The sequence below is a fragment of the Pseudonocardia kunmingensis genome, from assembly GCF_006716445.1.
Taxonomy (GTDB): Bacteria; Actinomycetota; Actinomycetes; order Mycobacteriales; family Pseudonocardiaceae; genus Pseudonocardia; species Pseudonocardia kunmingensis.
Genome location: NZ_VFPA01000004.1, coordinates 56,632 through 68,767 on the forward strand (window position 1 = coordinate 56,632; position 12,136 = coordinate 68,767).

A 12,136-nucleotide genomic window follows, 5' to 3' on the forward strand; every position below is an offset into this window, starting at 1 on the left:
CGGTGCATCACCGTCCTGACGGCGCCCGCTACCCTGCACGATCGCTTGCACGTGCAGGCTGCAGCTGCACGTGCACGCGTGCACGTGCAGACACAGGTTGCATCTGCAGCCCGTTGGGGCCACACTGCTCTGTGTGTCCGGCATCTCACTGTCGGCACACGGACAGGGGAACGGGTGGCATCCGCCGCCTGACGAGCGTTCCGGTCTCGTCGCGCCCGAGCCGCACGTGGGCCGGGCACTCGGCAGAGCACCGGTGAGCACGGAGCGCACCGGCGAGAGGAGCAGCGGTGTTGGGCGGAACGGCGAGGGGGAGCTCACGAGCGGGACAGGAACGCGGTCGACCCGCGCGGCCTGCCGGTCGACCCGACGACGAGCTCGTGTGATGGGGGCGCCACCGGTGGCCCGCGAGTCCAACGACCAGATCCACAGCATCGCCGAGGTCCTCGCCGCCACGATGAGCGCCTCGGCGGTGCGCCACATCCTCTCCGAGCACAGTCCGGACGCCACCGGCCACTGCCGGGGCTGCCGGTTCCCCACCACGGCGGCGCCGGTCTGGCCCTGCCGGCTGTGGGAGATCGGCAAGGAGATGGAGCGGCTCCGCCAGCCCGGCACCCGGCGGTAGCCGTCACCCGCAAGCCCTGATCACCCGACCGGTCCGGGGCCCCGCAGCCGCTCCGCGCGGCGGCGGGAGGATGTGGCCGTGGACGAGGGCGGTCGGTTGACGGACGGGTTCGAGGAGCACCGGGGTCACCTGCAGGCCGTGGCGTACCGGATGCTCGGCTCGCTCGCCGAGGCCGACGACGCGCTGCAGGAGGCCTGGCTCCGCGCGGACCGGGCAGGCACCGCAGGCGTCGAGAACCTCGGTGGCTGGCTGACCACGATCGTGACGCGCGTGTGCCTGAACACCCTGCGCGCGCGGGCGCATCGGCGTGAGGAGCCCCTCGACGCCCCCGGACCGGAGCGGGCCACCGCCCCGGGCGACGCTCGCCGGCACGACCCCGAGCACGAGGCCGTGCTGGCCGACGAGGTCGGGGTGGCGCTGCTGGTGGTGCTGGACCGGCTGACGCCCGCCGAGCGGGTCGCGTTCGTGCTGCACGACCTGTTCGCCGTGCCCTTCGACGAGATCGCCCCGGTGCTGGAGCGTTCCCCCGCCGCCGTCCGCCAGCTCGCGAGCCGCGCCCGCCGTCGCGTCCAGGGGGACGGGCACGCGCCGGAGGCCGATCCGGCGCTGGGCCGCCGCGTCGTCGACGCCTTCCTCGCCGCCGTCCGCGGCGGCGACCTCGACGCGCTGGTCGGCCTGCTCCATCCGGAGGTCGTGCTGCACGCCGACGCCGCGGCCGGCCCCACCCCCGAGCCCCTGGTCGTGCGCGGTGCCGACGCGGTGGCCCGGGGCGCGGTCGTCGCCGCCGCGCGCGCCCGGTTCACCGGACCCGTGCTGGTGGACGGGACGGTCGGCCTCGCCATGGCCCCGCACGGCCGGCTGCGGCTGGTGCTCACGTTCACGATCAGCGAGGGCCGCATCAGCGGGATCGAGATCATCGCCGAGCCCGACCGCCTCCGCGCGCTGGAGCTCGCGGCGCCCGGGAGCTGAGGAACGCGATCATGCAGTTCTACCTCGACGGCTACCGTCCCGGCGATCCGCTCGTCGAGGACCCGCACCCGTCGGTCCGGACGCGACCCGCGGGCCTGCCCGGGGAGGCGGACGTGCTGGTCGTCGGCTGCGGGCCGGCCGGCCTGCTGCTGGCCGCGCAGCTGTCCCGCTTCCCGGAGATCCGGACGGTCCTCGTCGACCGCAGGCCCGGGCCGCTCGAGGTGGGGCAGGCCGACGGCGTCGCGTGCCGCACCCTCGAGGTGCTCGAGGCGTTCGGGCTGGCGGACCGGCTGGTCGAGGAGGCGTACGCGGTCAACGAGGTCACGTTCTGGCGCCCCGATCCGCAGGACCGCACCAGGATCGTGCGCACCGGCCGCATCGAGGACGTCGAGGAGGACCTGTCCGAGATGCCGCACGTGATCCTCAACCAGGCGCGGTTGCTCGAGCACCTGCGCCAGTACGTGCGGCGCTCGGCCACGAGAGCGGAGCCGCACTACGGCGTTCGCGTCGACGACGTCCGTCTCGACCCGGCCGGCGCCGAGCACCCCGTCACCGTCACCGTGCGGCACCTGGGCACCGAGGAGGTGTCGACGATCCGGGCCCGGTACGTCGTCGGGTGCGACGGCGCGCGCAGCCGCACCCGCGAGGCGATCGGTCGCGAGCTCGTCGGGGACCGGACCGACCAGTCCTGGGGAGTGCTGGACGTGCTGGCGGTCACCGACTTCCCCGACATCCGGTTGAAGTCCGCCATCACCGCCGAGACGGGCAGCATCCTCGTCATCCCGCGCGAAGGCGGGTACCTGGTGCGGCTCTACGTCGAGCTGGACGGCGTCCGCGACGCGGAGATGCTCCGCCGCGGCGCCACGCCGGAGGAACTGGTCGCGGTGGCCAACCGGATCCTGCACCCGTACACGCTCGAGGTGCGCGACGTCGGCTGGTGGGCGGTGTACGAGATCGGCCAACGCCTCTGCGACCGGTTCGACGACGTCCCGGCCGAGGAGACCGGCGGCCGCCTCCCCCGGGTGTTCATCGCGGGCGATGCCTGCCACACGCACAGTGCGAAGGCAGGCCAGGGGATGAACGTTTCGATGGCCGACGCCTGGAACCTCGGTTGGAAGCTGGCGTCCGTGCTGCGGGGCACGGCGCGGCCGGAACTGCTGCACACCTACACGGCGGAGCGCCAGGAGGTCGCCCGGCAGCTCATCGACTTCGACCGCGAGTTCTCCGCGCTGTTCCGCGCCCGCCCCGACGGGTCCACCGGCGGCGACCCCGCCGAGTTCCAGCGGTACTTCCGCGCGCAGGGGCACTTCACGGCGGGGGTCGCGGTCCGGTACGCCCCGTCGATGATCACGGCTGCGGCGCCGGCGCAGCACCTCGCCGAGGGGTTCCCGGTCGGGATGCGGTTCCACTCCGCGCCGGTGGTCCGCCTGGCCGATGCCAAGCGCCTGCACCTGGGGCACGTCGCCCGCGCGGACGGCGCCTGGCGGCTCTACGTCTTCGCCGACCGCTCGGACCCGACGGCCGGGGACTCCCCGTTCCGGGACCTGTGCGCGTTCCTCGCCTCGGGCGCCTCGCCGATCAGCCGGTCGACCCCACCCGGCGCCGACCCCGACTCGGTGATCGACGTGCGGGCCGTGCTCCAGCAGGGGCACCGCGAGCTGACGGTCGAGGCGCTTCCGCCGGTCCTGCTGCCGCGCAAGGGCCGGTTCGGGCTCGTCGACTACGAGAAGGCGTTCTGCCCCGACCCTGCGGCCGACGTCTTCGACCTGCGCGGCGTGGACCGGGACGCGGGCTGCGTCGTCGTCGTCCGCCCCGACCAGTACGTCGCGCACGTCCTGCCCCTCGACGGGCACGAGGCGCTCGCCGGCTTCTTCGGCGACGTCCTGGTCCCCGCACCCCGCTCGATCCGCACCGGGACGCGGTGATCGGTCCGAGGTCGGGCCGACCGCCCTCCTCGGGGCGATCCGGTGGATCTCGAACCGATCGATCGTTCCGAGATCGAGCTCCGCGCCCCGGCGAGGGCGTCGAGCCGGACCTCGGAACGATCAGCGCACGGGGGCGGGCCTGCGCTCCCACCCGCGCGGGGCGGCCGGTGCGGCCCAGCCGTTCCGGAACGCGCGCCTGCGCAGGGCGGGAACGGCCGGCGGGGACCACTAGATCCGCTGCCGCAGCGCGGGCACGCCGTCGCCGGTGAGCTCGTCGAGGTAGGCGCGCCGCCCGGCGAGGACCATCACGAGCGCCTCCGTGCTCCCCCGCACCGACGGCCCGTCACCGCTGCGGAACGGCCCGTCCGTCGCCTCGAGGCGCAGCCCCACGGCCACCGACCGGCTGTTCACCGCGAAGTTGCGCGACGCGTAGAAGGCGGCGACCGCGGTGGCGGCCTCGACCGACGGCGGCCGGGTGAGCCCCAGCGGCCTGCGGATGTCCTGGCCGTGCACCAGCACCTCGCCCAGCCAAGCGGCCGCGTGCCCGGACGGCGCCGTCGTGCGGGAGGCCGCCGCCCGGAACCGGGCGAGGGTCTCGGCGGGCGTCGCGCCGCGGTGCTCGTCGAGGCGGCGCCGGTTGTGCACGTCCGGGCGGAAGCCGGCCCCCACCATGCTCAGGACCCAGCGGAACGGGGTCATGTGCGCGGCGGCGGTCAGGTGCGCGAGCGTCTCCTCCACGGTCCAGGCGGTGCACAACGAGGGCCTCGCCCACTCGGCATCCGTCAGGTCGGCGAGGTCCTCGGCGAGGTCGGCGCGGGCGGCGCGGGTCAGGTCCTGCAGGGCGTCACGGGTGTGGGTCATGTCCGGTGGGACGCAGCGGCGCGCGCAGATTCATCGGCGTCCCGCGAGCATGAGCGGGATCGGAGCCCTCACGGGCGAAGGCCGCGATCGTCTCGAACCCGGGCTCGTACCCGTCCGTGGTGTCGACCTCCAGCCACGGAGCATCGATCGAGACGCGGTCGAACGCATCGTGGCGCGCCGCTTCCGCGACCGCGTCGTCGGGCCGGGACACGTCGTGCGCCCGCCGCGACGGGTCGTCGTCCATCCGCCGCACCCGGCGCTCCAGGGCAACCTCGGCGGCGACGGTGCAGTGCACGATGCGGATCCGCGCGAGGCGCCGGAGCGGCTGCAGCCCAGGACGCCACAGCCGGTCCTGGAACGCCGCCTCCGCCACGGTGGTCACGCCCGCCCGCAGCAGGAGCTCGATGACCTGGAAGAACGTCGGGAGGGTGCGCATGCTCAGCTCGTCGCGAGGGCCGGGGGCGACACCGGGGGTGGCGTGCACCATCCCTTCCTTGATCTCGTCGCGGCAGATCGCCGGACAACCGACGGCCCGGGCGATCGCGTGAGCGAGCGTGGTCTTGCCGGCTCCAGGAGGGCCGCTCACGACGACGAGCGTGGGAAGTGAGGTCACGCCGGTAGCCAACCAGGATGCGGACCGCTACGCGTCCGACCCATCCGGCGCGGTACGGATCGCGCGGGACGGCGAGGACCGTGAGGCGTACACCCGGGCCGAGCACGACCTCGTCCAGCGGGTGCTCGGCGCCCGGCAGGAGTGACTCGGATGCGGCCCCCTCCCGTGGCCGGCCGTTCCATGGCCGCGAGGGACGACGGTGGGCCGGCGGACGAGAAGATCGGCACGCATTCGGCACGACGCCACAGGGGCGCGTTGGTCGACACCCCGTTTGCTCCGTACTGCGTCAGGCAAACGCGGAGTCGCCCAGCTCGTCGGCGGTCACGATGGAAGTCACGCGACCAAGACCTGCGCGCACGCCCGCCTCGAGCTGGTCGACGATGATCGACATCCCCAGGAAGACCGCACCGCAGGCCCCGACGAGCTGAGCTGCCGCCCTGGCCTGGCTGCCTCGCTCGGCCCAGTCGTCCACGAGCAGGACCCGATCCGTGGCACCCACCACACGCTGCATCCGCAGGACGGGCCGGTTCCCGCGGTAGTCGGCATCCGAGCGCGCAGTCACCTTGTTCGATCCCGGCAGGAGGCCGTGCTCCTTCCGGATCGCGACGAAGCCGACGCCGAGGGCCACCGCGCAGGCGCCGCCGAGCAGGAAGCCCCGCGACTCGATACCGATGACGTGTGTCACGCCGGACCCGCGCCAGGGATCGGCAAGGCCGTCGACCACAGCCTGGAGTCCCTCTGCGTCCGCGAAGATGCGCCAGACGTCAGCGTGGGCGCCCTCCCACCGGAAATGACGGAGGACGGCGGTGCGAGCGGCAGCGGTCACCGCGCGACAGTAGGCGCACGACGCACGCTGAGACGCCGTGATCGCCGTGGGGCAGACCGGCGAACAGCGGTGGCTACCCGGTGCCCCCGGTGGGATTCGAACCCACACCGTGACCCTTTTAAGGGGCCTGCCTCTGCCGTTGGGCTACGGGGGCCGTGCCGGCGTCAGCCTACGGCGACCGCGACCAGGCGTTCATGTTCGCGGTCCCGCCCGTGATCGCGAGTATCGGTTGCCCATTGCTGTCACCACGACGATGAGCAACCGATACCGCGGATCTTCGCGAGCGGATCGGGGGTCAGGCGCCCTTGGACACCGGGGGCGCGGGCTCCGTGCGCGGGGCCGGCGGCTTCGGGGCGCCCGCGACTCGGCTGAAGTCGGCCTTCGGGTCCATGATCTGCCCGAGCGGCACGACCTCGCGGCCCATCAGCAGGGCGCCGGTCCAGTCGAGGACGATCCGGATGCGGCGGTTCCAGGTGGGCATCCGGCTCACGTGGTAGGTGCGGTGCATGAACCAGGCGACCGGGCCGCGCAGCTTGACGCCGTAGATCTCCGCCACGCCCTTGTAAAGGCCAAGGCTCGCGACCGAGCCCGCGTAGCTGTGCTTGTACTTCGTGAGCGGCCGCCCGCGCAGGTGCGCCACCACGTTGTCGGCCAGCACCTTCGCCTGCCGCACCGCGTGCTGGGCCGACGGGCTCGTGCGGGCCTCCGGGTCGTCCTTCGACAGGTCGGGCACCGAGGCGCAGTCACCGGCGCTGAACACGTCCGGCATGCCGACGACCTGCAGCTCCGCCGTGCACTCCACCCGCCCGCGGGCGTCGCGGGGCAGGTCGGTGTGCTCGAGCATCGGGTTGGGCTTGACCCCGGCCGTCCAGACGATCGTGTCGGTGTCGAACTCGGTGCCGTCGTCGAGGACGACGTGGCCGCCCTCCATCGTCTTCACGCGGGTGTCGAGGTAGACCTCGATCCCGGCGTCGATCAGGCGCTCGACCGTGTAGCGCCCCATCCGCGGGCCGACCTCGGGCATGATCCGCCCGGCGGCCTCCACGAGGACCCAGCGCAGGTCGTCCGGGGAGATGTTCTCGTAGTAGCGGGTGGCGTAGCGGGCCATGTCCTGCAGCTCGGCGAGCGCCTCGATGCCCGCGTAACCGCCGCCGACGACCAGGAACGACAGCAGCCGGCTGCGCAGGTCCGGATCCATCGTGGTGGACGCGGCGTCCAACCGGGACAGCACGTGGTTGCGCAGGTAGATCGCTTCACCGACGGTCTTGAAGGCGATGCCGCACTCGGCGAGGCCGGGCACCGGCAGCGTGCGGGCGACCGAGCCGGGGGCGACCACGAGCACCTCGTAGCCCACCGTGGTGACGTTGCCCGCGGCGAGCTCGACCGTGACCTCGCGCGCCGAGTGGTCGATCGCCGTGACCCTGCCGGTCATGTGGTGGCACTTGCGCAGCACCTTGCGCAGCGGCACGACCACGTGGCGCGGCTCGATGGAGCCGGCCGCGGCCTCGGGCAGGAACGGCTGGTAGGTCATGTGCGGCTGCGGGTCGATCACGGTGACGTCCGCCTCACCCCGCCGCAGCTTCTTCTGCAGCCCGAGTGCGGTGTACATGCCGACGTAGCCACCACCGACGACGACGATCCGCGTGTTGCGCGCCATGCCCTCATGTTCCCACTGGGCAGGTCACGACACCTCCCTCCCAGGGGTGAGCCTGGATACCCCGGCCGCCTGCGCCGCGCGGTCGAGCACCTGCTCGAGCATCGCGGGCGTCAGGCGCCCGGTGAAGGTGTTCTGCTGGCTCACGTGGTAGCAGCCGAACAGGTGCAGCGGGCCGCGCTCACCCGGCAGCTCCACGTGCGCCCCGTGCGCGAACTTCGGCCGGGGCCGCGGCACCGCCCATCCGGCGTCGGCGAGCACTGGCAGCAGCGCCTGCCACCCGAACCCGCCGAGGACCATGACCGCCCGCGGCCGCAGCAGCGCCAGCTCGGCGCGCAGCCACCCGCCGCAACGCTCCCGCTCGTCGGGGGTCGGCTTGTTGTCCGGCGGGGCGCAGTGCACCGGGGCGGTGATGCGGGTGCCGACCAGCTCGAGCCCGTCGCCCGCGTGCACCGCGGTGGGCTGGGTGGCCAGCCCGACCGCGTGCATCGCCGCGAACAGCACGTCCCCGGAGCGGTCACCGGTGAACATGCGGCCGGTGCGGTTCGCGCCGTGCGCCGCGGGGGCGAGCCCGACGATCAGCAGCGATGCGTCGGCCGGGCCCAGGCCGGGCACCGGGCGCCCCCAGTACTCCTGGTCCCGGAACGCCGCCCGCTTCTCCCGGGCCACCTGCTCGCGCCAGGCGACCAGCCGCGGGCAGGCGCGGCAGTCGACGAGGGCAGCGTCGAGTTCGCCCACCGTCGCGAACGTGGCGGCCGGCGAGACGCCCGCACCGCCCACCGACGACCTGGTCACCACGCCCCACACGCTACGCACGCCCCTTGCCCCCGTGAGTCCCCCGTTCTGACAGGGCGAGTCCCCCACACCGACAGCGCGAGTCTCCCGTTCGAACAGGGCGAGTCTCCTGTTTCAACAGGGCGATTCCGGCGTTCGGCAGGGCGAGCTCCGCGCGTCGTCGGGCCGAGCTGTGCATCGACGGACGGCTCGTCCGCCGGACCGCGTGCGACGCGCGCTCGGACGAGAAACTCGCCCGGTCAGAACGAAAGACTCGCCCTGTCGGGACGGGAGACTCGCCCGGCCAGAACGCGAGACTCGCCCTGTCGGGACGGGAGACTCGCCCTGCTCGAATGGGGGACTCGCGGGGTCAGGCGATGCTGCGGGCGATGCCGTCGAGGATGTCGTGCTCGCTCACCACGAGCTCGGTGACGCCGGCGCGGTCGTGCAGCTCCGCCGCCAGCACGTCGACGATCAGCGCGCCGCCGCCGATGACGTCGATGCGGCCCGGGTGGATCGCCGCGTGCTGCGCGCGCTCCTCGCGGGACGTGCCCAGCAGCTCCTCGGCCACCCGGTGCAGGTCGGCGCGCGGGAGCCGGGACAGGTGCACGGCGTCCGGGTCGTACTCGTGCAGGCCCTGGGTCACGGCGGACAGCGTGGTGATCGTGCCGGCGACGCCCACCCAGGTGCGCACGCCCTCGACGGGCACGGCGGCGAACGCGTCGTCGAGGATCCGAGTGGCCAGCTCGCGCGCCTGCGCGACCTCGTCGGGGCCGGGCGGGTCGCCATGCAGGCACCGCTCGGTGATCCGGACGCTGCCGATGTCGACCGAGCGCGCGGCCTGCACGGCGGCCGCGCCGTCGGTGATCGTGCCGACGACGAGCTCCGTGGAGCCGCCGCCCACGTCGACCACGACGAACGGGCCGTCGTCCGGGTCGAGGTCGCCCACCGCACCGGTGAACGAGAGCTGCGCCTCCTCGTCACCGGAGATCACCTCGGCGTCGGCGCCGAGCGTCGCGCGGACCATCCCGAAGAAGTCGTCGCGGTTGCGGGCGTCCCGCGTGGCGCTGGTGGCGACCATCCGCACCCGCTCGGTGCCCTTGCGCCGCAGCACGGCGGTGTAGTCGGCCAGTGCGGTTCGGGTGCGCTCCAGCGCCTCGGGGGCCAGCTCGCCGGTGGCGTCGACTCCCTGCCCGAGCCGGACGATGCGGGTCTCGCGGTGCACGTCGCGCAGCGCGGGCACCCCGTCCGACCCGGTGGTGACGTCGGCGACGAGCAGGCGGATCGAGTTCGTCCCGCAGTCGATGGCGGCCACGCGCGACATTGGTCCTCCTGTCGTCGGTCACCGATCACCGTACGCGGCGCGGAGCACCCCGAACCGGCGCCCGACGGCTACCCTCGCCACGTGGTGGATCCGCAGAGGCAGGAGCCGGGGCGGGCCGCTCCGGCCGGTCCCGTCCCGGCCGTGCGCGAGCCCTCCGGGCACCCACCCGCGATCCCCGCGCAGTCGCGGCGCAACGGGCGCCCGGCCCATGCCCCGACCGGCGCCGGGCCCCGGAACGTAGAGCCGCCGCTGCAGCCGGGCGACGGGCGCACCCACCTCGTCGAGAACCAGCCGCCGCCGCTCGCCGGGGCCGACCTGCTCGCCTGCGACCCGGCGCTCGCCGACGCCGTCGCCCGCGAGGGCGCACCGGACGCACTGCCCGCGCTGCGGCAGCTGGCCGGTCTCGTCGCCTCCGCCGAGGCGCGCGAGCACGCCCGGCTCGCCGACGCCAACCCGCCGCGGCTGCACACCCACGACCGGTACGGCCACCGCGTCGACGAGGTCGAGTTCCACCCCTCGTGGCACTGGCTGATGCGCACCGCGGTGGGGTGGGGCCTGCACGGGGCGCCGTGGGTGGCCGAGCCGGGCACCGGAGCGCACGTCGCCCGCGCCGCGGGCTTCTACCTGATGAGCCAGCTCGAGGCGGGCCACGGCTGCCCCGTCTCCATGACCTACGCCGCCGTACCGGCACTGCGCCACGACCCGGAGCTCGCGGCGCGGTACGAACCCGGGCTGCGGTCCACGAGCTACGAGTTCGGCCTGGCCGAGCCGTCGACGAAGGCGGGCCTGCTCGCCGGGATGTCGATGACCGAGAAGCAGGGCGGCTCCGACGTCCGGGCCGGCACGACGACGGCCACGGCGACGTCGGGGGGCACCTACCGCCTCGTCGGGCACAAGTGGTTCACGTCGGCGCCGATGAACGACCTGTTCCTCACGCTGGCGCAGGCGCCCGGCGGCCTCACCTGCTTCGTGCTGCCCCGCGTGCTGCCCGACGGCACCCGCAACGCGATCCGGCTGCAGCGGCTCAAGGACAAGCTCGGCAACCGCTCCAACGCGTCCGCGGAGGTCGAGTACACCGGCGCGACGGGGTGGCGCCTCGGCGACGAGGGCCGCGGCGTGCAGACGATCATCGAGATGGTGTCGATGACGCGGCTGGACTGCGTGCTCGGCTCCGCCGCGCTCACCAGGGCCGCCCTCACCGAGGCCGCGCACCACGTCGCGCACCGCAGCGCCTTCGGCACCCGGCTCGCCGACGCCCCGCTGATGCAGACCGTGATCGCCGACCTCGCCTGCGAGTCCGAGGCCGCCACCGCACTCGCGCTGCGTCTGGCCGGCGCCGTCGACCGGGGCGAGAAGGCGTTGCTGCGCCTCGCACTGCCCGCGGCCAAGTACCTGGTCTGCAAGCGGGCACCGGCCGTGGTCGCGGAGGCGTTGGAGTGCATGGGCGGCAACGGCTACGTCGAGGAGTCGGGCCTGCCGCGGCTCTACCGGGAAGCACCGCTCAACTCGATCTGGGAGGGCTCGGGCAGCGTCACCGCGCTCGACGTCCTGCGCGCCGTCACCCGCGAGCCCGACTCCGTCGACGCCGTGTTCGCCGAGCTCGAGGCGGCGTCCGGGCTCGACTCATGGTTCGACCGCGGCGTCCGGGAGCTGCGCACCGAGCTGCGCGCCCGCGAGGAGCGCCGCGCCCGGCGCCTGGCCGAGATGCTGGCGCTGTGCCTGCAGGGCTCGCTCCTGCTGCGCCACGCGCCCGACGAGGTGGCACGGGCGTTCGTGGCCAGCCGGTTCCTACCCGACGGCCCGTGGCGGACCGCGGGCACGTTGCCTGCCGAGTCGCACAGCGGCGCGCTCCTCGCCCGCGTCACGCCCTGAGCGGTTCCCTCCCCCGCCGGACGAGCACTCGATCGTCGCTTCATCGAGTTTCCAGCGCAGCCTCCTACGGTCCCGCGCTGAAACCGCTGGAACCCACCGGACGGACGGAACCCCGATGAGCGAACTGGTCGTTGTCACTGCGCCTGCGCGAGAAGCGGTGCGATGAGCGCTTCCCCGAACCCCGCGCCGTCGCCCCAGGTCCTCGCTCTCGCGACGGAACGCGGGCTGGGCCGGCACGTGTCGGCCCAGCAGCTCGGCCACCCGGTCTCCACCACCCGGCTCGTGGCGAGCGCGGTGTTCACGGCGTTGTGCGTGGCGTGGCTCGTGTTCGCCTGGGTCGGGGACTGGGGGCTGCTCCTGCTGGCGCTGGGGCTGCCGTTCTTCCTGATGACGGGGATCAAGATGTTCGGCACCGTCGCGCTCTACCGCAACCAGCGCGAGGTCCACCTGTTCGACGGCGGGGTCGTCGTGGTCGCGGGAGGCCGGCCGACGGCCTTCCGGTGGCCGACGCTGACCGTGACCCCGAACCGGCTGGGGGACAAGCTCCTGGACGTCCGGCTGAGCGGCGACGGGAACGAGGCGGTCCTGGTGGCGGGGTCGTTCGGCGACGACGTCCTCGCCCGGCTGACCAGGCAGCTCCAGGACGCCACCGGCTGACCGACCGGATGTGGTTCGTCCCGGCCTCGGGGCCACTCG

General features: G+C 73.9%; 12 protein-coding genes and 1 tRNA gene. 6 read left to right on the plus strand and 7 right to left on the minus strand.

The features are described from left to right. Positions 1-382: 382 nt before the first annotated feature. The 3 genes from FB558_RS30080 (at position 383) to FB558_RS30090 (ending at position 3,516) form a co-directional block, all read left to right on the plus strand. Positions 383-622, plus strand: coding sequence for a hypothetical protein (locus FB558_RS30080; RefSeq protein WP_142059381.1), 240 nt, complete (start codon positions 383-385; stop codon positions 620-622). Between the two features lie 78 nt (positions 623-700). Beyond that, entirely contained in the window at positions 701-1,591 is an 891-nt protein-coding gene (locus FB558_RS30085; RefSeq protein ID WP_142059383.1) for a sigma-70 family RNA polymerase sigma factor, read from the plus strand. A gap of 11 nt (positions 1,592-1,602) precedes the next feature. Next, positions 1,603-3,516: an FAD-dependent monooxygenase gene (locus FB558_RS30090; protein WP_142059385.1), complete on the plus strand. Its 1,914-nt coding sequence runs from the start codon at positions 1,603-1,605 to the stop codon at positions 3,514-3,516. Between the two features lie 228 nt (positions 3,517-3,744). Here the strand turns inward: FB558_RS30090 and FB558_RS30095 are convergent, their stop codons facing one another. Both FB558_RS30095 and FB558_RS30100 read right to left on the minus strand, forming a co-directional pair. Further along, the gene (locus tag FB558_RS30095; protein ID WP_142059387.1) at positions 3,745-4,377 is read right to left on the minus strand and encodes a maleylpyruvate isomerase family mycothiol-dependent enzyme; all 633 of its coding nucleotides are present in this window, start codon (positions 4,375-4,377) and stop codon (positions 3,745-3,747) included. Then, positions 4,361-4,963: a P-loop nucleotide/nucleoside kinase family protein gene (locus FB558_RS30100; RefSeq protein ID WP_142059389.1), complete on the minus strand. Its 603-nt coding sequence runs from the start codon at positions 4,961-4,963 to the stop codon at positions 4,361-4,363. Before FB558_RS30100 ends, FB558_RS30095 begins: the two co-directional genes overlap by 17 nt. Positions 4,964-4,973: 10 nt before the next feature. Here FB558_RS30100 and FB558_RS43500 point away from each other — a divergent pair, with 10 nt between their 5' ends. Continuing rightward, on the plus strand, positions 4,974-5,135 hold the full coding sequence (locus tag FB558_RS43500) for a hypothetical protein (protein ID WP_170231598.1): 162 nt from the start codon (positions 4,974-4,976) through the stop codon (positions 5,133-5,135). Between the two features lie 141 nt (positions 5,136-5,276). Here the strand turns inward: FB558_RS43500 and FB558_RS30105 are convergent, their stop codons facing one another. The 5 genes from FB558_RS30105 to FB558_RS30125 form a co-directional block, all read right to left on the minus strand. Further along, positions 5,277-5,816, minus strand: coding sequence for a phosphoribosyltransferase (locus FB558_RS30105; RefSeq protein WP_142059391.1), 540 nt, complete (start codon positions 5,814-5,816; stop codon positions 5,277-5,279). Positions 5,817-5,897: 81 nt separating this feature from the next. Continuing rightward, a tRNA-Leu gene (locus FB558_RS30110) sits at positions 5,898-5,970 on the minus strand. Positions 5,971-6,111: 141 nt separating this feature from the next. Beyond that, positions 6,112-7,473: an NAD(P)/FAD-dependent oxidoreductase gene (locus FB558_RS30115; RefSeq protein WP_142059414.1), complete on the minus strand. Its 1,362-nt coding sequence runs from the start codon at positions 7,471-7,473 to the stop codon at positions 6,112-6,114. A 24-nt stretch (positions 7,474-7,497) separates the two neighbouring features. Next, positions 7,498-8,208, minus strand: a complete 711-nt coding sequence (locus tag FB558_RS30120; protein ID WP_142060483.1) for a uracil-DNA glycosylase — start codon at positions 8,206-8,208, stop codon at positions 7,498-7,500. Between the two features lie 406 nt (positions 8,209-8,614). Next, positions 8,615-9,568: a Ppx/GppA phosphatase family protein gene (locus FB558_RS30125; protein WP_142059416.1), complete on the minus strand. Its 954-nt coding sequence runs from the start codon at positions 9,566-9,568 to the stop codon at positions 8,615-8,617. A 249-nt stretch (positions 9,569-9,817) separates the two neighbouring features. On the opposite strand from FB558_RS30125, the gene FB558_RS30130 reads away from it, so the two are divergent. Continuing rightward, a complete protein-coding gene (locus tag FB558_RS30130; protein WP_142060485.1) occupies positions 9,818-11,440 on the plus strand; it encodes an acyl-CoA dehydrogenase family protein in 1,623 nt (540 codons plus the stop codon). A 162-nt stretch (positions 11,441-11,602) separates the two neighbouring features. Then, a complete protein-coding gene (locus FB558_RS30135) occupies positions 11,603-12,097 on the plus strand; it encodes a hypothetical protein (protein ID WP_142059418.1) in 495 nt (164 codons plus the stop codon). The last annotated feature ends 39 nt before the right edge of the window (positions 12,098-12,136 follow it).

Excerpts from the sequence above, each read along its gene's own strand:
- FB558_RS30080 (WP_142059381.1), top strand. The coding sequence starts at position 383 with ATGGGGGCGCCACCGGTGGCCCGCGAGTCCAACGACCAGATCCACAGC.
- FB558_RS30090 (WP_142059385.1), top strand. The coding sequence starts at position 1,603 with ATGCAGTTCTACCTCGACGGCTACCGTCCCGGCGATCCGCTCGTCGAG.
- FB558_RS30095 (WP_142059387.1), bottom strand. The coding sequence starts at position 4,377 with ATGACCCACACCCGTGACGCCCTGCAGGACCTGACCCGCGCCGCCCGC.
- FB558_RS30115 (WP_142059414.1), bottom strand. The coding sequence starts at position 7,473 with ATGGCGCGCAACACGCGGATCGTCGTCGTCGGTGGTGGCTACGTCGGC.
- FB558_RS30125 (WP_142059416.1), bottom strand. The coding sequence starts at position 9,568 with ATGTCGCGCGTGGCCGCCATCGACTGCGGGACGAACTCGATCCGCCTG.
- FB558_RS30135 (WP_142059418.1), top strand. The coding sequence starts at position 11,603 with ATGAGCGCTTCCCCGAACCCCGCGCCGTCGCCCCAGGTCCTCGCTCTC.